This is a genomic window from Chryseolinea sp. H1M3-3, from assembly GCF_029360725.1.
Taxonomy (GTDB): Bacteria; Bacteroidota; Bacteroidia; order Cytophagales; family Cyclobacteriaceae; genus Chryseolinea.
The window spans coordinates 194886-215590 of the sequence record NZ_JARKMY010000019.1; the positions used below are offsets into that span (position 1 = coordinate 194886).

The following is a 20705-nucleotide window of genomic DNA, read 5'->3' on the forward strand; positions in this document are numbered from 1 at the left end:
CTTACCTTTGCCCCCTGAAATAAAAGAAAAAACAAAATTTTTGAGATGTACTTGACTACCGAAATCAAACAAGGTCTATTCGCTAAGCACGGATTTGGAAAGAAAAAGGAAGAAACAGGATCTGCAGAAGCTCAGATTGCCCTTTTCACGCACCGGATTAATCACCTCACAGAGCATTTAAAGCTCAACAAGAAAGATTTCTCTACCCAACAAGGTCTTATGAAACTGGTAGGTAAGCGCAAAAAACTGCTGAATTACCTGCAGAACACTGAGATTTCAAGATACCGGGCAGTCCTGGCCGATCTGGATCTTAGAAAGTAAATTATACAACATTCCCAAAAGGGAACCCGAACAAAGGTTCCCTTTTTGCATTTCAACATAAGGTGAACGCTACACGAGCTACCTTAAATTCACGCATTATGAAACCTACTGTAATATCTAAAACTTGTAAGCTGCCCGATGGTCGCGAAATAACTATTGAAACTGGTAAACTTGCCCGCCTTGCCGATGGGTCTGTCGTTTTACGCATGGGCAACACCATGTTGTTAGCTACTGTGGTATCCGCCCAGGAAGCAAAACCAGGAACTGATTTCTTACCTCTCTCAGTTGATTACCAGGAAAAATTTGCATCCACAGGGAAAGTGCCAGGTGGATTTTTAAAACGCGAAAGTAAGCTTTCCGATTATGAGATCTTGATCAGCCGGTTAATCGACCGCGCGCTGAGACCGCTATTCCCTAATGATTATCATGCCGATACACAAGTGATGATCTATTTAATATCCGGTGACGAAAATGCTTTACCGGATTCACTCGCTGCATTTGCTGCCTCTGCTGCTTTGTCAGTATCCGACATTCCATTCCAGGGACCCATCTCGGAAGTACGGGTGGCACGTGTGGATGGTCAGTTTGTGATCAACCCTACCATGGAACAAAAGAAGCGCGCTGACATTGATCTCATCGTCGCTGCATCGATCGAAAATATTTTGATGGTCGAAGGTGAAATGAAAGAAGTCAGTGAAGATGATATGCTTGAAGCGTTGAAGCAGGCGCACGAAGCGATCAAGGTTCAATGCCAGCTGCAGATCGAGCTTACTGAAGCTACTGGCAAGTCTGTGAAGAGAACGTATAACCACGAGGAAAAAGATGAAGCCCTGCGTCAGGAACTTTGGAACCTGATGTATGACAAAGCATATGCTGTAGCCCGTCAACTTAATACTAGCAAAAAAGGAAGATCAGAGGCATTCTCAAAAGTTATTGATGAATACCTAGAGGCTTTGCCAGAAGATACAACAGTTAACAAGGATCTTGCTAAACACTATTATCACGAGATTCAAAAGAAGGCTTCACGCGATTTAGTCCTTAATGAAAACGTACGCCTGGATGGCCGTAAAACCCGTGAAATCAGGGAGATATGGAGTGAAGTTGATTATTTACCTTCACCTCACGGTTCGGCAATTTTTACACGCGGTGAAACACAATCGTTAACAACGGTCACCCTGGGCACCAAGCTGGATGAACAGATGATTGACGGGGCTATGATTGAAGGTTCAAGCAAATTTATTCTTCACTATAATTTCCCAGGATTCTCTACCGGCGAAGTAAAACCAAACCGCGGTCCCGGAAGACGCGAAGTGGGCCACGGTAATCTGGCATTCAGAGCATTGAAACAAGTGCTTCCCCCCGACGAAAAAAATCCATATACCATCCGTGTGGTGTCCGACATTCTTGAATCCAACGGTTCCTCTTCAATGGCAACTGTTTGCGCAGGTTCGCTCGCGCTTATGGACGCCGGTGTACCTGTGAAAGGTCCAGTGTCTGGTATCGCTATGGGGATGATTTCAGATAGTACCAGCGGTAAGTACGCGATCCTGTCAGATATTTTAGGAGATGAAGATCACTTAGGTGATATGGATTTCAAAGTTACGGGTACAGAAAAAGGTATCACGGCATGTCAAATGGATTTGAAGGTTGAAGGCCTTACGTATGACATCCTGAAAGAAGCTTTGTTACAGGCTAAAGAAGGCAGACTTCATATTCTGAACGAAATGAAGAAAACCTTATCAGCGCCGCGTCCCGACCTGAAACCTCAAACACCACGAGCTGAAACAATCGTGATCGAGAAAGAAATGATTGGCGCGGTAATCGGCCCAGGCGGTAAGGTTGTTCAAGACATCCAAAACACCACGGGGGCAACGGTAGTCATTGAGGAAGTTGGCAACAAAGGCGTTGTAAATGTGTTTGCCAGCAACAAGAGTGTGATGGAAGCTGCCGTCAAACGTATTAAAGGAATCGTTGCTATCCCTGAAGTTGGCGAAGTATACGAGGGTAAAGTGAAATCAATAATGCCTTTCGGCGCGTTCGTTGAATTTATGCCAGGCAAAGACGGTCTATTACACATCTCTGAAATTAAATGGGATCGCCTGGAAAGCATGGAAGGGGTATTGGAAGTAGGCGAAGAGGTTAAGGTAAAACTGATTGAGGTAGATAAAAAGACCGGTAAATATCGTCTATCCAGAAAAGTGCTTCTGCCAAGACCTCCTAAAAAGGAAACAACTCCAGCAGAATAATCGTTATTGAGCTATAATTGACAGAACTATATTTAGGCACTATATTGTTACAGTAAACGAACGTATATATTTTTTTAGAGAATGAGACAGCTTAAGATCAGTAAACAAATTACCAACCGCGAGAGCCAATCCCTGGACAAATACCTACAGGAAATTGGCAAGGTTGACCTTCTCACACCGGATGAAGAAGTTGAATTGGCAAAACGTATTAAGGAAGGTGATCAGATAGCTTTGGAAAAACTTACTAAAGCCAATCTTCGCTTCGTGGTTTCTGTTGCTAAGCAATATCAAAATCAAGGTCTTTCATTGGGCGATCTGATCAACGAAGGTAATTTAGGTCTTATTAAAGCTGCTCAACGTTTTGATGAAACACGTGGGTTTAAATTCATTTCCTACGCTGTGTGGTGGATTCGTCAATCTATCCTTCAGGCATTGGCGGAACAATCACGCATAGTTCGTTTGCCTTTGAACAGGGTTGGATCATTAAATAAAATTTCCAAGACCTTCTCTGAACTTGAACAGAAGTTCGAACGCGAGCCATCTCCCGAAGAATTGGCTGAAGTCTTAGATGTAACTACCGCCGAAGTTGTAGATACCATGAAGATTTCCGGACGGCACGTTTCTATGGATGCGCCTTTCGTTCAGGGCGAAGAGAACAGCTTGCTGGATGTGTTGGAAAATGACAGCGAAGAAACTCCGGATTCAGGGCTGATGAATGATTCGCTTCGCAGAGAAGTGCAACGAGCTCTTTCTACACTTACTCAACGGGAAGCTGATGTTATTACACTTTACTTTGGATTGAATGGCGAACATTCAATGACGCTCGAAGAAATTGGCGAGAAATTCAATTTAACTCGCGAACGTGTTCGTCAAATTAAAGAAAAGGCAATCAGAAGGTTACGCCATACTTCAAGAAGTAAAGCATTGAAACCTTATCTCGGGTAATGAAATAAAAAAGAATTGAATTAAATGGTATAAGATATTAAGGGTCTCGAAATTCCGAGACCTTTTATTTTGTTTAAAAAGCAACACAACTCATGACACACGCAGACGTAAAAGTTCTCATCATTGGATCAGGTCCTGCTGGTTATACAGCCGCAATCTATGCGGCACGTGCCGGCCTGAAGCCAGTGCTTTATACAGGGGCACAACCAGGCGGCCAGCTGACAATTACCAATGACGTTGAGAATTTTCCAGGTTACCCGAATGGTATCAATGGTCCTGAAATGATGATCGATCTTCAAAAGCAAGCCGAACGCTTTGGCACGAAGGTCAATTATGGAATGATAACATCGGTCGACTTTTCAGGCTATCCGCTCAAAGTTACAGTAGATGAAAAAGATGAAATCACGGCCGGCACTGTGATTATCGCTACAGGTGCAACCGCTAAATATTTAGGAATCCCATCGGAAGAAAAATTCAACAACAAGGGTGTTTCTGCCTGTGCTGTTTGTGATGGTTTCTTTTACAGGGGAAAAGATGTGGCTGTTGTAGGTGCCGGTGACTCCGCCGCTGAAGAAGCTACTTACCTCGCGAATTTGTGTACGAAGGTGCATTTGATTGTGCGGAGAGACGAAATGCGCGCGTCGAAAATCATGCAGCAACGTGTGCTTAAAACGCCCAATATTCAGATTCATTGGAACACCGAAACTGATGAAATACTTGGTGATGACAACGGTGTAACTGGTGTACGCCTGCTAAATAATAAGACCGGAGAGAAAAGTATTATATCCGTTCAAGGTTTCTTCCTGGCAATAGGACATCAACCCAATACCGGTATTTTTAAGAAGTATATTGACATGGACGAAACCGGATACATCAAAGTAGTCCCCGGAACCACAAAAACCAACGTTGAGGGCGTGTTCGCCGTAGGAGACGCAGCCGACAAGGTTTATCGTCAAGCCATTACTGCTGCCGGCACCGGATGTATGGGTGCGTTAGATGCAGAGAAATTCCTGGTTTCGAAAGAGATGGAGGAAGTGGGGGTGACGATAGGTAATCAGTGATCAGGTAATCAGGTAGGCAGTGATCGGTTTGGCGGTAAGTCGTAAGTAGATGGTACAATCAGCGCCGGGGTGTAATTTTTTTCACGTAAACCAATCCGCAAAATTCCCAACATCGAGGCTTCGAACTATAAATTCAGAAACTTTAAACTTCAAACTTTAAGTAGTGAAACTAGACATTCTTGTTCTCGCAGCACATCCGGATGATGCGGAAATCAGTTGTGCAGGCACCATTGCCCGCCATGTAGATTTAGGTCACAAAGTAGGTATCGTTGATTTAACCAAAGGTGAATTAGGAACCCGCGGCACCGTGGAGATCAGGGCAAAGGAAGCTGAAGCATCTGCAAAAATACTCGGTATATCGGTTCGCGAAAATCTCGGATTGAAAGATGGATTTTTTCAGAATGACCCAACGCACCAGCTAGAGGTCGTAAAAGTTATTCGGAAATATCGACCAGACATTGTATTGGCGAATGCTATCTTTGATCGCCACATTGATCACGGTAAAGGCGCTTCCCTAGGGTATGACGCTTCGTTCCTTTCGGGACTGCTACGGATTGAAACATTTGATGACCAGGGTAAAAAACAAGAGCCATGGCGGCCGGCTGTCGTTTATCACTACATTCAAAGTTTATATATCGAGCCTGATTTCATTGTCGACATATCGGATTATTGGTCCAAAAAAGTGGAGGCGCTCAAAGCTTTTAAGTCCCAATTCTATGACCCGGAAAGCGACGAAGTACAAACCTACATTTCAAGTCCCGGTTTTATGAAAATGGTGGAGGCACGGGCTATCGACTGGGGTTACGCCATTGGCACACAGTACGGTGAAGGGTTCACTACCCGACGATATCCCGGTGTTAAGTCGCTGTTTGATCTTGTGTAGTTCGATATTTAATTGGTGAATGGGTATTCGGTAATCGGGTAATCAGTCACCGATCGATCTGTTGACATTCATTCGATATTCGATATTCCTTTGCTCGATATTCGATATTCAATCCTGCAGTAGGTAATAGGTATTCAGGTATTCGGTAATCTGGTAATCAGTGGTAGCACATTCGTGGGAATGGAAGCGAGTAAATAGTAATGGTGTTCATTTAGTCACCGATCAAACTCTGTTGACATCATTCGATATTCGATATTCCTTGCTCGATATTCGATATTCAATTCTGCAGTAGGTAATAGGTATTCAGGTATTCGGTAATCTGGTAATCAGTGGTAGCACATTCGTGGGAGGAAGCGAGTAAATAGTAATGGTGTTCATTCAGTCGCCGATCGATCTATTGACATCCTTCGATATTCGATATTCCTTTGCTCGATATTCGATATTCAATTCTGCAGTAGGTAATAGGTATTCAGGTATTCGGTAATCTGGTAATCAGTGGTAGCACATTCGTGGGAGGAAGCGAGTAAATAGTAATGGTGTTCATTCAGTCACCGATCGATCTGTTGACATTCATTCGATATTCGATATTCCTTTGCTCGATATTCGATATTCAATCCTGCAGTAGGTAATAGGTATTCAGGTATTCGGTAATCTGGTAATCAGTGGTAGCACATTCGTGGGAATGAAAGCGAGTAAATAGTAATGGTGTTCATTCAATCACCGATCAAACTCTGTTGACATCATTCGACATTCGATATTCCTTGCTCGATATTCGATATTCAATTCTTCCTGTTGAATGATCTGAATACAATCAAAACATTAATTAACCTGATGCAACGTTAGCCCTACTGCGGATATCGAAATTGATAATGAATATCGAAAAGGGAACACCGAATTCAAACGTGCGCTTCTTAACACTTATCACACACTCACGGCGCCAGCCTATACACTTTCCAAACACCATCAACTTTAGCAAACTGGATTCTGTCGTGTAGCCTGCTCGGCCGACCTTGCCAGAACTCTATTACTAACGGATCAACTTGAAAACCTCCCCATTGCTTTGGTTTTGGTAACAGCGCCATTCCTTCAAATCTCTTTTCAATTTGCAGCGCACGTTCCTCCAGGATCGAACGCGCTTCGATGATGGTACTTTGTGGCGACGTCCATGCTCCGATTTGCGAACTCCGGGGCCTGCTTTGAAAGTATTTCTCAGACCGTTCATCATCAACCCGTTCAGCTGTGCCTTCGATACGTACTTGCCTTTCAAGCTCAGGCCAGAAAAATGTTAAAGCACAAGCCGGATTTCTTGTCAATTCTTTTCCTTTCGTGCTTTGATAGTTCGTATAGAAAACAAACTTTTTTTCTTCAACTCCTTTCAACAAAACAATTCGGGATGACGGCCTGTTATCCTCATTTATGGTTGATAAGTTCATGGCATTTGGTTCCAATACTTCAGCTTCAATCGCTTCATGGAACCATCTTCCAAACTGTTCAATAGGATCTGACAATATGGTCGAAACATCCAACGATTCTTTAGAATATTCTCTACGTAGTTTTGATAGGTCGTGCATACGGATGCAATTTTACGATAAGATTAACAAAGAAATAAGCTTGCACAGGTGATGGGGAAGTATTTTATTCAAATATCGAAACTTCAATGCGTTTCAAGAAAATTTTGATATTTTACACCTGTGTCCATGGAATTCTTTAAGTATAAAAATAAACTGAAACCGGAAAAAGGCAGGTTGCTGATATCAGAACCATTTCTTCCTGATCCGAATTTTGAACGCACCGTTGTGTTGTTGTGTGAACATAACGATGATGGGTCATTTGGATTTGTCATTAACAAACCCTCGATACTTAAAGTGAATGATGTAATTGAGGATATAAAGAACATGGAAGAGATTGTATTTGTCGGCGGACCGGTACAACAGGATACTTTACATTTTTTACACCGAAACACACCGGTTGAAAATGCTGTTAAAATACAGGAGGAGATTTACTGGGGTGGAGCATTTGAAAGTTTAATGGTTGAACTGGACACGGGAAGATTGAAACCATCGGATATCCGTTTCTATTTGGGATATAGCGGTTGGGGTCAGGGACAATTAGACAAGGAACTGGAAGAAGATTCGTGGATTGTCTGTGATTTTGTGACAGACGAATTACTTTTTGACACAGATCCCGCTATGATTTGGAAAAAGGCTCTGGGAAGTATGGGTGGTAGATTTTCGGTATATTCAAACTACCCTGTTGATCCAAGGCTGAATTAAGCATTTTTAAGTAAATTTACGTTATCCGCAAAGTAATTGGGACACTGAACATGGAAATGGAAAGAGAAAAATTAGAAGAGAAGGCACATGCGCACGAAGCCGGAGTGGCCGAAAACCATGTCACCACATTACATTCCGAGGCTGACTTATCGGATCGGGATGAAACAACCGATGAGCATCATGACCATCATGAAGAGGAGCATGTCGATTATAGCCACTACTCGAAACAACAATTCGCTGAATTGGTAAAGCAGCTTGCAAAAGAGGATAACTTTAAAAAGGTTGATACAATCATTCGTGAAATTAAACCTTTGTATGATGAACTTCGCGAGAAAGAACGTGCTGAAGCCTTAACAAAGTTTGTGGCATCGGGCGGAGTGGAAGAAGATTTTGAATACAAGGGAGATGAACATGATAATGTATTTGACGCTAACCTCAAGCTGATACGCGATCGTAAAGCGCAGTATTTTAAACAACAGGAAGAACGTAAAGTAGAAAATCTTGCCAAGAAGCAAGAGATATTAGAAAAGCTGCGGGTACTTTCCGACTCGCAGGACACAACCGATCAGTTTGAGCAGTTCAAGGAACTTCAACGTCAATGGAAATCTATCGGTCCCGTAGCCGGGCCACAAGCAAAAACATTGTGGGCGAATTATCATGCGCTATTGGACCGTTTCTACGACAATCAGAGCATTTACTTCGAGCTTAAAGAACTTGACAGGAAAAGAAACCTGGAAGCGAAGCTTGAACTCTGCGCGCGTGCTGAGAAACTGGCTGACGTTGAAATCATTAAAGATGCTATTCGTGAATTGAATGAATTGCACCACGAGTTTAAGCACCTCGGCCCTGTGCCCAAAGATGATAAAGAAGCCGTCTGGCAGCGCTTTAAGGCTGCATCGGATGCGGTATACGCACGACGGGACGCCTACCTGCAAAACCTCCAACAAGAACTCCATGTCAATCTTGGAAGCAAAGCGGCATTGAGCGAAAGCGTTCAGGAATTCATTTCTTTTCAGTCGGACAGGATCAAAGAATGGAATCAAAAGACAAAAGAAATCCTTGACATTCAAAAACAATGGGAGGTAATCGGAGGCTTGCCCAGGGCGAAAGCCAAAGAAGTGAATAAGAAATTTTGGTCGGCCTTTAAAACATTCTTCAACAACAAAAACGCTTTCTTCAAAAAACTGGACGAGGAACGTGAGCATAACCTGCAATTGAAAAACGAACTCATCAAACGGGCCCATGAATTAAGAGAAAGTAACGAGTGGGAAAAAACTTCCAACGAATTAAAAAGTCTTCAGTTGAAATGGAAGGACATCGGACCGGTACCGGAGAAATTCAGAGAGAAAGTTTTCAAGGAATTTAAAGATGCCTGCGACTATTTCTTCGAACAGAAAAGAATCCAACAAGGCAAGATGGAAGATGAGCAGGTCGAGAATCTGAAGCTCAAGGAAGAAATCTGCACCATTCTGGAAAGTCATACGGTGGCACGGACAGCAAGCCATGAAACGCTGCGTGAGCTGCAGGATAAATTCAACGCGATCGGCTTTGTTCCGCGCAAGGATATAAATGCCATCAGAACGCGCTACCACGAAGCCGTAGAGCGGTTTATCAACAGCATCCCTGGCCTTACGGAAAATGAAAAAGGTAAAATCTCGTTAGAGAATCAGCTGAGTGACTTGCGGAACGACCCGATGGCTGACCGAAAGATTTATCAGAAGGAGCAGGTAATTCGTAAAAAGATCAGTAAGATCGAAAGTGATATAGGCCTGTGGCAAAACAATCTGGAGTTCTTCTCCCGTTCTCAGAATGCCGAAAAGGTGAGGGAAGAGTTCAATGAGAAAATAGCAACTGCCCGTGAGCACCTAAAACAATTAAAAGATCAGTTAAGGCTCCTAAAAACCGTCTAAGTTCAAAGGTTTTCCAAGTTATTTCGTGGAATTATTTGCTCCAGAGCATACTTAATTTATTTTTGCACCGCGTTAAACAATTGGCTTTTTATAACGCATCCCTTAGCTCCCATTCCGCCAACATACGGAATCAGTGGGGTTGAGAAACACACAAGCCTCCTTAGCTCAGCTGGTAGAGCAACTGACTTGTAATCAGTAGGTCGCTGGTTCGATTCCGGCAGGGGGCTCATTGAATATCAGGCACTTAGAATGAGCATGCTTTTTCTAAGTGCCTAATTTTTGAAACAAGATTGAAACATTTTAGGATTTACAGTCAGAAGTGAACAATTCTGGCTGCTGTTACAGCCACTGAAAGAAGCTGGCTTAAGTGCTCCGCCCGGCCAGACCTTTCTACATCAAGGCCTTTTAGTTTAACCGGTTCACAGTGTTGGGAGCGATCAACAAAAGGTAGGTTGACTACCAAAATGATTTACAAATCGACACTTCTGTTATTCAATTGCTACTACTCCGATCCAAAAACTTGCCATTATGAACGTCATACCCGAAAACTTATTTGCGAGGAGAATTAACGAGTTAAAAAAATATCGATATACAAATGATTACTATCAGGCTCTAAAAAGCGCTGCAATATTAAGACAGCTTTTGATTGACCAAGATGCCTTGGTTCATACTGTGAACAGGGGGCCTAGAATAGCCATAAGATTCAAAGTTGATAACACTTTTACAACCAAGCTTCCCTTAAATTCCTCCATACACTATACGCCCACAGAACTGGGTAACATGGTTCTCAGAATGTCTTTGGGACTACAAGAACTTAAACTCGACAAATTCCTAGGCTTAAATATCCTTGAAATAGATGGAACAACGTTTACCGTCTTAGAATTGATCAAATATGCTGCCAACAAACAAGGCGGTGTTCACTTCGAGAATGCAACAGGCGAGGCTTTGAAAGCATCATTGGATAAACTGGAGCAATTCAAAGCACCTGCATTAATTCTGGTACTTAATACTATAGTAGAAATCGTTTTGATCGCGCTACGGCCATTAGTGCAGGAAATCCTGTTGTTCCCAAGTGATTCCTGTTTTTTTTCCAGGTACGATTGTTCTATGGGACAAGAAGGTGCGTCTACTTCGTTCAAGGGCGATGGCTGCATGAAAGGTGATTTTGAGGCTAAGGTTAGACAGGGATTTGGGTGGTTTGCTGAAATTAAAATTGACCATCAAAAATCCGATGGCAAGAAATTTATCTTTCAACTTGCGTTGAAAAACAAACTCGCTTTTAGTGTATATATATCTGAATCGGGGGGTATCGGCTGCAACGCCCAGCTCAGCGATAATGAATCAATTACCGTCGAAACAGATGATTTTAGAAAATATAACTTATTTCAACAATTCTTTTGTTTGGCTTGTGTATTAATCGTGAGTGATGGCACTGCGCGACTTCAGTTGCAAGTGAACAGTATTCCAGCGGGGGTGAATAAATGCCAATGCAAAGAGTTCACCGGCGACGTAGAGCGATGCGTAATTGGAGCAGATATTGAGCAGCAGAATAACGCCGTGTTTGATATCAAGGAGCTAATTATTTTGGACAACGAGTTAAACGACGAAGTGACTAGAATTACAAACTTATATTTTGAAAGAAGGTATAGGGCGTGAATAGGTTTCAAAAGAGAGAGAAAGGAAAGCAACAAGTCTTAGAAGAAGCTTAAGGAAAGAAAGAGAAAAAGCCCCAATGAAAAACAGATTTCCCGCCCCTTGTGCGTGGGGCTTTGACCTGATCCAATCACAGAATTTATGAAAGTTGATCCGGCAATGACCCTATGGCGCGTTGGTCTCTGGGTGTTGAGATCATTCAAGAATCATTTATATTTAGCACGGCGTTCAATTTCATGAGGGTTGCATTTTCATGAGTTGCGTTTTAAAGTTTGTCGACGACCATTGAACCGGGTACTTAGGAAGGCGCCCGGTTTTTTTATGTATCCCTACCGTTGTCCGGCAAAAAGAAAACCATTTCCCAATCCATCAAATCAATTACTTCTTCCAGTCTGGCCCTATCGTAAATGATTGAAGGGTTCGATTGATGCCAAACCCTGTTAGGTTGTTCCGGGTTATACAAGAACACATTGTCAACGCCGCTTTCCATTAGTTCAAGTAGCTGTAAAAACTCTAATTCCAATTCAGGATTTTTCTTCTTTGCCATTTTTTTGATTGATTATTTCGCGCGCGATTTCTCTCATCTTTTCCCGCCGGGCTTCAGGTGTTAACAATGCAAGTTCTTGAAAGCTTGAAATGTCTTTTTGTTCCACGCGCTGAAGCCTTGGAATGGAAAATTCAATTAAGCCCGTGACGATAGAAGCATGTTGACCCGGTGAATTGACTGCAAGCTTCTTCAGGTTTCTGGCAAGGGCCGGTATTTCTCGTTTTAAAATCAAGCCTATGGCTGACCGAATGTCTTGTGTAAGCTTATTCGGTATCCCCTTTTTTCTTCCCGCTCGTTCTCGTCTTCCTCCCCGCATAGAAATTGATTGTTTTTCAAACAAGCCTTTGACCTTCAGCCGATTCTGGAAAGTGTAGGATGTGAGTAACACAACCGTCGAAGGCATGGTGCTCTTTCTGGAATTCGAAAAATTCAACCGTTAGCTTGTGTCGAACTATAATTGATTCTTTGATCCCTGTTTTGGGATGAAAATACCGTTGATCAACCAATACGTGGTAAAGCCCTCGTTCATGAACTGGCAATTCGTAATTACTATACCCTTGAAAAAATTCATCCTTGATGTTGTCGGTATTGTTGCCACGCATCATCGGAATGGGCAGGCTTTTCTTTTGCCGATTATGAAGTTCGGCCATTTCCGCATGTGTCAGGCCGTGCGCCTGAAGCAGATCAGGATTAGGTATTTCGTTCCCGTCTTGATCGACGATTTCATTTTCTTCCATCACTTAATTGATTTTAAGTTTTCACACCTGAAAAAATATCCCTCTCCATTTTGATCAATTGCCTTTGATATCAGCCCGCGCACATTGAACTTGTTTTCGGTCTCCGAAAGTTTGCTAAGTAGGGTAGACACATCGTTGTAAAACGTTTCTTGTGCTGTCCCGGCGTAAAGCGTGAAGTGATTTCCAATTTTTTCTTCGGCGTCAGGGGCAACAATAACACGTCCGTTCCCATCGATTGAAATGAATTGGCTGAAGTACTGATCCTTTGGCAACTTCAACAGTTCGTTATCAAGATCGGCAACGGCATTGATCAAAGATCTAGCCGACTCAATAGGCACCTCGACATTTTCCTTGAACTTTTCCAGTGTGACATGAAGGCCAGCAATTTTACCTTTATGGAGTTCGTAAAGTCTTTCCTTGGTTTGAATTTGTAAAAGCTTCGTGTCCGATATCCGGGATGCCTTCCAATCCTGACCGCGTTGCCTTTCCCTGTTGGGAACAAGCTGTTGCATTTTTAAAATATATTCGAGCGGTCGAACCGTTGCTTTGAATTCGAAGCTTGTCAACCCGTTGTCATGATCAAAGGCTTGCATTGAATCAATGACGCTTTGAAGAAGTCGTGGGATTACCTGTATAGCCCTTAAATTTGGCTCGCAATCCTTGCGTGTTTCTATAGCAAGTTTTTTCATCGGAGCGGTAGATTTTGTCCGTAGGTTTCAAATAAGTAGGCAAACAGGGGGCTTGTGTTTGATAATCCGAGCGTGTTCAGCTCTTCATAAAGGTTGACTTTGGACTTCAAATCCGTGGGGGCTTCAACCCCACAATTTTTGAATAATTCTAGCGCTGTCTTGCTGTTGGGATGAACGCGTTTTTCGTCTAGCGTTTCCGTTACGAACCGCCTGAAGTCGTACGGCGGTCTGTGTTGATTGTCATTTTGATCGGGCATTTGAAAAGAGGTTTAAGATTTTACGAATTAGAAATTGTTTTTCCGCTGGCAAGCCAACGATCAAGATCTTCGGTCTTGAACAGCAACGCCTTGTGTTTTTTGGTGAACGGAATTTGCTCCGTTGATGTGAGCCGATATAGGGATTGAAGACTTAAACGAAGGTACTTCGATGCTTCTTTAGCCTTCAAATATTTGGATTCTGAAGGTTGAACAGGCCTGTTTCCATGCCTGATTTCTATAAGAAGCAATTCGATTGCTTCAAGCCGTTGGCTAATTTCTGTGAAGGGGTTCGGGATAATTTGTGCCATAAAGTCGTTGAACTATGGCACTAAAAAACAACAATTGGTAGATGGGGGGTTAGTCAAATAAGTTATCTGACCTACTTTATTTTACTTCCAACCACAAAGTCTTTTAATATTTTGAACGTCAATTTCGACGTTGTAATTTTTGAAAATCCAATCGTGAATCTTTTCAGCTCTGAAATTTTTGCTCATTTCCGGGGTAAGATTAAGACCCTTTTTAGCTTCGGCAATTAGTTGCTTTTTATAGCTAACTGAATTTTTGGGATGTCGTTTCTTCTTTGTTTTCCCGCCAGGAAATTGTTTATCAAGAATCCTTTCCAGCGCGGCCAGTTGGCCAGCATCAATCGGAAAAACTGAAAGAAATGAACAATGATTTTGAAACGTGGCAGCGATGATAAGTGGGGGTGGTGTTTGAAACAAACGCATTGTTCCGCGCCATAAAAATGAAAATTCACCAATCATCCAATCGTAGAGTCGCCGGTTATAAAGCCCTTCGTATTCAAGACCTTCCAGCTTTGCCAATTGTTCTAATTCGGGTTCTTGGTCAGTCCATGAATCAAATGATTTTTCTAATTCTAAAAATTGTTCCTGGCTGACAAAAAGTACTTCCTTGCCGGTAAACGTTGGCCGGTAATCGAACAAGGGATTCATGACGCCTTCAGAATTGATTCAATGCGTTCATTGACTTCGCGCTTTTTGTCCTTGTCAAGGCGCTTTAAATAGCTTTCAGTCGTTCGTATATCTGAATGACCCAATAGTTCGCGAATCGTTTCAACTGATTCGCCGGATTCCTTCAGTAATGAAGCGAATGTATGCCGGGCCCAATATGTGGTAAGCTTGATTCCTTCACGTTCGTCGCCCTCGCAAATGCTTTTCAGTCGTTCATTCACCATTTTGATTTTTTGGCGAACGATCTCGTCAATACGTTCTTCGGGGGTTTTGTCTTTCGATGTGCGTCTCTTAACAGTGCTAGCCAGCCCGTTGGGAATGATTGTAAAGACATAACTATTTGGTCGCTTGTCCGGGTTACCGATTTCTGATACGATTTCCCGAATCCGGTTTGTCAGCGGAATTTCCATTATTGACTCGATGGCTTCGGTATCCTTTGTTTTTGCCCTGACATAACGAATAGCTTCTCCCTGAATGTCTTTGTACTTCAGAAGGCAAATGTCTTTCATGTTCATTCCGTGGCAATAGAAGGAGAACAGCCAAAGCAATTTTGCTTCATATTCAGGAACGGCGGGGTCTATGCTGATTGAAACAAATTTTTGAAGTTGTTTCACCGTCAATGCTTCACCCTTGTGACCTGATCCCGTTTTTATCTTGTACCGGTTCCTGTCGGTTTGCTTTCGAGCAAAAGGATACTTTTCAAGAAGGGTAGGGTTCTTATCAGCGGCTATGTTGTAAATTACTTTCAAGGTTCTCGCATATATACCAATAGTTGTTTTGCCGCAGTTGCGTTTTAAAAGAAAGGCTTCAAACGCCTTCAATAAATCCGTGGTAAGGTCGAACGGGCTTAATTCTTTGTGCTTTCTGAATGCTGTGAAAGCCTGATAGGCATTATTATAAGTTTTGTATGTACCGATGCGGTTTTCAGCTCGGAGGCTTTCCAGGTGGCCAGCGAACAGGGAAAGCAACCCGTCATGTGAATCGTTGACTAAAAATTCATTCTCAAACTTTTCCCAGGTAAACGGGCGGTTATTTTTTGTCGTGTTTGAAATCGCTATTTGTGCCGCCGTGGCAATGGCGTCTACCGTCTGGCGGATTTTTCTTTTCTCATTTTTGACAACTTTTTCCCTGTCTTGAATTTCTTTCCATTCTTCGTCAGAAAGAAACAGATTTCGCCCGTTGTGCTCAACTGGATAATATCGTGATTTCCGTTCGTGTGTGATCCGAATTTTAATAGGGTGTTTTTCTTCACCATTTGCGCTCCATTGCCATAGAACGAGTTCGGAGGTTGTTAACCTAGTCTTGACCTTTTGCATCGTTTATAGGGGCTGTAATGCAGCCGTTTTGGTCCTGTCGGTGATTACTTTGAAACAATTTTGAAACAAACCATGAAAATAACCGAAAGTCAATGATAAATAAAAAAGGCGTCAATACGCCTCAATTCATTGTTTTTCATAAAGATAGACAAATTGTGCTAAACTCTGAAAACATGTTAAAAATAACTTGTAATCAGTAGGTCGTTGGTTCGATTCCGACAGGGGGCTCTGAAACCGCGTAAACACGCGGTTTTTTTTTGTTCATTAACGTTCAAAGAACTCATTTTCCGAGCTTTTTCTAATGCTACAAGTCTATTGAAGACATCAGTGATCATGCTCCCCACCAACAGCTTAATGTAGTTTACACCGGATGGTCCGCTATGGTCGGACCTGATGGGTCGGGGGTATATTCAGGCCTGAAAGCCTTTCATCATTAGCGCAGGAACTTTATGCCTGCGTTCAAGACCAAGCGATATTAAGCCCTGTTTTTAAAAGAAGGGGCGGAATAGACAGTTATACAAAATCAGATGCTTATGCCAGAACCACTTCGTCAAAAACTATTTCCATATCATCTTTTCCCCCAGGCGTCGCTAACACATAAATTAATAATGTGACCACAGACTTTGACAAATCTTTGGCAGCGCATGCTGGTGCGCGGGTCACCAAGTATATCAAATCTGAGGGTCTCGTTCAAATCTTATTTCGCTATCATTCAAGCTAACTATCATCTCCACTTCATCAAAAATTCAGCAACATCAGCAAGGTCTTGTTCGCTCAAACCAAGTGAGGATGCGTCTGGCATCACGCTGTTCGCTGACTTTTTTCGGAAAGAAATATTTTGAACCGGAATCGTGTGGCGAACACCGGAAAGATCTTTAATGATAACCGCATCTTTTCCATCCGCAATCAAAAAACCAAAATGTGATTGTCCGTCTGTTGTTTGAACGGACCATGCTTCATAGCCAAAGACAATACCAGCAGAAGGATTGACAATAGCATCCATCAAAGCTTGCTTATCAAATTTGGTTTTGATCAGTGTCAGTTCTGGACCAATTGTATTGCCGTCGACACCCACACGGTGGCATGAACTGCACTTGTTCTGAAAAACAACACTGCCTCTTTGCACGTCGGATTTAATACCAGCGATGGCAGGTATTGCATACAAATGTTTCGCACCGGTTTTAAAATACTGTGTGGCCTGTACCCTTACCGTTTGATCAGCGTTTGTCAGCATATCTTCGCCGACTTCGTCATAAAGATCTTTTGGAAACTTGTCTGCTGCCACCAGCGAAAGGATCATGTTTCCTCCAACAGGATCTCGTGCCATTGCCACTGCATTCCATTTTTTTTCATCGAAGGGCAGGCGGTCGTCAAGCACTTTACTCATCCTCACTTTCATCTCTGCAATTTTTCTTTCGCGTGCTGGATCAATGTCTACGGTTTTCCAATCCAGAAGGTGAAACCACTCGTTGCTTTGCCTGAAGGCAACCCAGTAGGTTGCTTGTTCCGCGACGGCTTCAATCGGAACTTTTGTTAGTGCTACCATCGCGGACGCTGCACGCTTGTCGTTGATGAATGCCAAGGCTGTAATGGCGCGCTGGCGCTGCGCAGGAGATAACTTATCTGATTGCGCGCGCAGCTTCAAATCATTGATATAACTGGACGGATGCATTCTCCACACAAGCGCTTCCATCTCGTCATTCCAGGATTCTGGAGAATTATTTTCCCTGTTGAATATCTTGCCTACTTCGACCATGAAATCCTCTTCATGTCCGGCAACCGCTGTGCCCAATGCTTCCAGGTACCAACGGTCTTTGGCATTAAAACCTTTCAAGAGCTTTGATAGCATTGGCTTCTTAATATCGTAAGGATAATCGGTGAGGCTGACAATAACTTCCCGCCTTAAAAAGGAGGAGGGATCTTCCAATAATTTTTGTGCGTAGGGAATAATATCACCGGCATAATGGCGCAGGGCCCGGAATGCTACAATTCGCATGGCTTCGTCAGCGTGGTCTAAGAGTTCTTCTACTGCCGTCTTCCCTGCTTCGCCCAGGCTGGCTAACAGCCAGACTATACGCGCGCGATGAAATGGGTTTTGGGTATTCAGCATCTCTTTGATGTCAGGAATGACTGCCGCTCCTTTCGCGCTTAACCGCTGACTGGCTTCAAATCTTACATGCACGGCAGGACTCAACAGCGCCTGGCACTGACCTTTTGTAGTAGATAGGTCGATACTCGGACGAACCAACTTTTTATCTTTAGGCGCAATGCGATAGATTCTTCCATAGCCCACGGAGTCAGCCATCTGATGACCGCCGACAACTGGATCATACCAGTCGGCAACATAAATGGCACCGTCAGTTCCGATGGCAACATCGCTTGGCCTGAACCATTTATCCGTTTGTGTATTCTCTAATGAATCATTCCAAACATAATCTTCGTTGTCATGTTGCAGGGACGTTATAAAATTAATGCGCTTGCCCAGGTCGTAACCCGACTGATGCTGTTCAGGATGGTAAGCGAAAATAACATTGCGTCCTGCGTCAGCGCTCAGTAGCATACCGCGATATTTTTCGCCGAGTGCATCATCTTCATTCATAACGATGCCGGTAGGCGCACCTGCACCTGAACGGTCGCCGGCCGGTATAACGCCTGGATCATCCTGATGCCAATGTGCAGCGAATATGTCCTGACCCGGCCGCTGATCCGCCTGCCAATACCGTGTTCCATCGGTGCTAAAAAAACCTGTATTGCCGCCTTCCATAAGCCAGGTCGTTCGACAGGCAACAACCTGGTCATCGTTATCGTTCTGCCACATATCGCCCCGTGAATCAAGGGCTAGCTCATAAGCATTTCTGAAATTGTGTCCCACGACTTTTAATCCTTTCCCTTCCTGATCAATCTTCAACGCCAGTCCGCCTACCCAAATTTTCCCATCATCGCTTTTCATGTTGCCTTGATTTTTTGAGTTGTAGGGAGATCCACCTGTGTAAATGCTGCCTGACCGTAGTGTCCATCCGTTTTTGTCAGTAACGACATGAGGCCCGGCATTTCCCGTAGGAAAATACAGGCATCCATCCATGCCCCCAACAACTGCGTGGAGAGAGTGATCATGGTCTTTCCCACCAAACCCACTAAGAAAAATTTCCTTTTTATCCGGATGGTCATCGCCGTCCTCATCGGTATATACAATGATATTGGGAGAACACGAGACGTACACTTTGTTGCCAATGACAGCAATTCCTAAAGGGGATACTAAATCTTTATCCTGCACAAAAATGGTGGAATGCTCAGCTTTGCCGTCGCCGTCTTTGTCTTCTAGTATAACAACACGATCACCTTTGCTATAATGAAGATTTTTTGTAGAGTCGTTGTTATAGTTCCGGTAATTAACGGCTTCCGTGACCCACAATCTTCCCTTGCTATCGATGTCAATGTTGGTCGGGTTATAAATCATCGGTGATTCGGCCCACAGAGAGGCTTCAAGATCTTCCGGTAGATACAACAAGGGTTTGGTGTTAGTGATTTCATCAACTTTGCAAGAGCTTAACGAAAGTCCACCCATCAAAAGAAAAGAAAGCAGACGAAAGTAAAGTTTACCGATTCCAGTGTGCATCTGATTTATTGGCGAAGATCACAGACAAGTTAAGGATCGAGTTGAACTTCCCGAAATGTTTTTTAGAAATCACAACTGCCGTTTAGTGAGCCCCTTGCGCTAGGTATAGTTGTTAAATTTATTTTTTCAACTTCCTGCAATACCGAATAGTTCTATAGCCGCGGTGCCTGGAAAATCAAATATTAGTTAGACGATATTCGTGATGTTAGCATGTAATTTCATAGGGTGATTTTAACCGATCGTCCCTAAAGCACAGCAGATCCTTCGCTGGCCAAGCTGGCCGCTATCAATGTCGGTCCAATGAGGTAATATGACGACGTAACGCTTACCAGAAGAAAGTTTTTTGTCCACCTTTATTGAAGGGCAAAATACCTAAAATAAGTTCGTGGCTACCGCGGGATATCGTATTTGTACGACCGGTAGAAAGATCATAGCTGTAGCTGAAAGCAAATGTATCATTAATGCGGTATCCGGTGAGCAAAGAAACGGAGGCCTTAGGCCTGACGCCTACACCAGCCCACACTTTTTTTTCATACCGTACCTTTAAAGTAAGGTTATAGATATCATCCAACGCTGCTTCATGCCGGTATAGGACACTCGGTTGAATTTGCCACTGATGGTTCAGGGAATAATTGTAACCGACCATCAATGCATGGCGGAGGTTAAATTCCCCATCGCCCGGTACATCGCTGTTAAATCGCGTGCGTATTAACCGTTGCGTTGAATAGCCGGCATAGAACTTCTCCGAATAAAGAACAACGCCTGCATCAACATTAAAATAATTGACGGCTCCGTTACCATTTAGAAAACTTGTATAAATAGGATCTTGCGTATCCCGAATGATCAACTCCTGAACGTCCGCTTTCATTTTGTTGTAGCTGGTCGATAGTCCCATAGCAAGGTAATAGGCAGACGACAGCGGAACATGCACTGCATAGGAAAGTGACAGCTGCGTATCTTTGATAAAATTATAGTCGTTATGGGCAACATATCCGCTGAAGCCGAGCTTGATCGGCCTGGCACTTTCGATATCTTTATTTCCCAGCGCATGCGTATGGTTTACCCCGACAAATATTGTTTTCGGCGCACCTTCAAAATTTGACCACTGCCTTTTGTAACCGATTTTGATATCCGTAAAATTTTCAATTCCACTTAATGCAGCATTCTGAACATACGGCACTTGATTGTATTGCGTCCACGGACTATGGATTTGACTTTGTGCGTCTGTTAATATAACTGCGAGTACAAGAAGGCTAAATATTTTTTTCATAAATCTTGTT

19 protein-coding genes and 1 tRNA gene are annotated in these 20705 nt (G+C 43.1%); 9 read left to right on the top strand and 11 right to left on the bottom strand.

Annotated elements, in window-relative coordinates; genetic code table 11:
- Positions 1-45 precede the first annotated feature (45 nt).
- The 5 genes from rpsO to bshB1 all read left to right on the top strand — a co-directional run bounded on the left by rpsO (position 46) and on the right by bshB1 (position 5456).
- Positions 46-321, top strand: coding sequence for a 30S ribosomal protein S15 (gene rpsO, locus P2W71_RS27970; protein WP_276374861.1), 276 nt, complete (start codon positions 46-48; stop codon positions 319-321).
- 98 nt (positions 322-419) lie between these two features.
- Entirely contained in the window at positions 420-2567 is a 2148-nt protein-coding gene (gene pnp, locus P2W71_RS27975) for a polyribonucleotide nucleotidyltransferase (protein WP_276374862.1), read from the top strand.
- A gap of 81 nt (positions 2568-2648) precedes the next feature.
- The gene (locus P2W71_RS27980; RefSeq protein WP_276374863.1) at positions 2649-3512 is read left to right on the top strand and encodes an RNA polymerase sigma factor RpoD/SigA; all 864 of its coding nucleotides are present in this window, start codon (positions 2649-2651) and stop codon (positions 3510-3512) included.
- A 92-nt stretch (positions 3513-3604) separates the two neighbouring features.
- Positions 3605-4573 carry a thioredoxin-disulfide reductase gene (trxB, locus tag P2W71_RS27985; protein WP_276374864.1) on the top strand — a complete coding sequence of 323 codons (969 nt, stop codon included), beginning with the start codon at positions 3605-3607 and terminating at the stop codon, positions 4571-4573.
- Positions 4574-4736: 163 nt separating this feature from the next.
- Positions 4737-5456 carry a bacillithiol biosynthesis deacetylase BshB1 gene (bshB1, locus tag P2W71_RS27990; protein ID WP_276374865.1) on the top strand — a complete coding sequence of 240 codons (720 nt, stop codon included), beginning with the start codon at positions 4737-4739 and terminating at the stop codon, positions 5454-5456.
- Between the two features lie 929 nt (positions 5457-6385).
- Here the strand turns inward: bshB1 and pdxH are convergent.
- Positions 6386-7027, bottom strand: a complete 642-nt coding sequence (pdxH, locus tag P2W71_RS27995) for a pyridoxamine 5'-phosphate oxidase (protein ID WP_276374866.1) — start codon at positions 7025-7027, stop codon at positions 6386-6388.
- Between the two features lie 126 nt (positions 7028-7153).
- Here pdxH and P2W71_RS28000 point away from each other — a divergent pair, with 126 nt between their 5' ends.
- The 4 genes from P2W71_RS28000 (at position 7154) to P2W71_RS28015 (ending at position 11295) form a co-directional block, all read left to right on the top strand.
- The gene (locus tag P2W71_RS28000) at positions 7154-7729 is read left to right on the top strand and encodes a YqgE/AlgH family protein (RefSeq protein WP_276374867.1); all 576 of its coding nucleotides are present in this window, start codon (positions 7154-7156) and stop codon (positions 7727-7729) included.
- Between the two features lie 56 nt (positions 7730-7785).
- The gene (locus tag P2W71_RS28005; protein ID WP_276374868.1) at positions 7786-9639 is read left to right on the top strand and encodes a DUF349 domain-containing protein; all 1854 of its coding nucleotides are present in this window, start codon (positions 7786-7788) and stop codon (positions 9637-9639) included.
- A 154-nt stretch (positions 9640-9793) separates the two neighbouring features.
- A tRNA-Thr gene (locus P2W71_RS28010) sits at positions 9794-9866 on the top strand.
- Between the two features lie 301 nt (positions 9867-10167).
- On the top strand, positions 10168-11295 hold the full coding sequence (locus P2W71_RS28015; RefSeq protein WP_276374869.1) for a hypothetical protein: 1128 nt from the start codon (positions 10168-10170) through the stop codon (positions 11293-11295).
- 316 nt (positions 11296-11611) lie between these two features.
- Here P2W71_RS28015 and P2W71_RS28020 read toward each other — a convergent pair whose 3' ends face one another.
- From P2W71_RS28020 to P2W71_RS28065, 10 genes are all read right to left on the bottom strand, one after another.
- Complete coding sequence (locus tag P2W71_RS28020; RefSeq protein WP_276374870.1) at positions 11612-11839, bottom strand: hypothetical protein; 228 nt, start codon at positions 11837-11839, stop codon at positions 11612-11614.
- Positions 11817-12155, bottom strand: a complete 339-nt coding sequence (locus tag P2W71_RS28025; RefSeq protein ID WP_276374871.1) for a hypothetical protein — start codon at positions 12153-12155, stop codon at positions 11817-11819. Before P2W71_RS28025 ends, P2W71_RS28020 begins: the two co-directional genes overlap by 23 nt.
- Before the next feature lie 16 nt (positions 12156-12171).
- Positions 12172-12576: a hypothetical protein gene (locus P2W71_RS28030; protein WP_276374872.1), complete on the bottom strand. Its 405-nt coding sequence runs from the start codon at positions 12574-12576 to the stop codon at positions 12172-12174.
- Positions 12576-13265 carry a hypothetical protein gene (locus tag P2W71_RS28035; RefSeq protein WP_276374873.1) on the bottom strand — a complete coding sequence of 230 codons (690 nt, stop codon included), beginning with the start codon at positions 13263-13265 and terminating at the stop codon, positions 12576-12578. The genes P2W71_RS28030 and P2W71_RS28035 overlap by 1 nt, the downstream gene beginning before the upstream one ends.
- A complete protein-coding gene (locus tag P2W71_RS28040) occupies positions 13262-13522 on the bottom strand; it encodes a hypothetical protein (protein WP_276374874.1) in 261 nt (86 codons plus the stop codon). Before P2W71_RS28040 ends, P2W71_RS28035 begins: the two co-directional genes overlap by 4 nt.
- Positions 13523-13542: 20 nt before the next feature.
- On the bottom strand, positions 13543-13830 hold the full coding sequence (locus tag P2W71_RS28045; RefSeq protein WP_276374875.1) for a helix-turn-helix domain-containing protein: 288 nt from the start codon (positions 13828-13830) through the stop codon (positions 13543-13545).
- A gap of 81 nt (positions 13831-13911) precedes the next feature.
- Positions 13912-14475: a hypothetical protein gene (locus P2W71_RS28050; RefSeq protein ID WP_276374876.1), complete on the bottom strand. Its 564-nt coding sequence runs from the start codon at positions 14473-14475 to the stop codon at positions 13912-13914.
- Positions 14472-15809 (bottom strand): site-specific integrase, encoded by a 1338-nt coding sequence (locus P2W71_RS28055; RefSeq protein ID WP_276374877.1) that lies wholly within the window; start codon positions 15807-15809, stop codon positions 14472-14474. The genes P2W71_RS28050 and P2W71_RS28055 overlap by 4 nt, the downstream gene beginning before the upstream one ends.
- 724 nt (positions 15810-16533) lie before the next feature.
- Positions 16534-19425 (bottom strand): PVC-type heme-binding CxxCH protein, encoded by a 2892-nt coding sequence (locus P2W71_RS28060; protein ID WP_276374878.1) that lies wholly within the window; start codon positions 19423-19425, stop codon positions 16534-16536.
- A gap of 325 nt (positions 19426-19750) precedes the next feature.
- Entirely contained in the window at positions 19751-20695 is a 945-nt protein-coding gene (locus P2W71_RS28065; RefSeq protein WP_276374879.1) for a type IX secretion system membrane protein PorP/SprF, read from the bottom strand.
- Positions 20696-20705 lie beyond the last annotated feature (10 nt).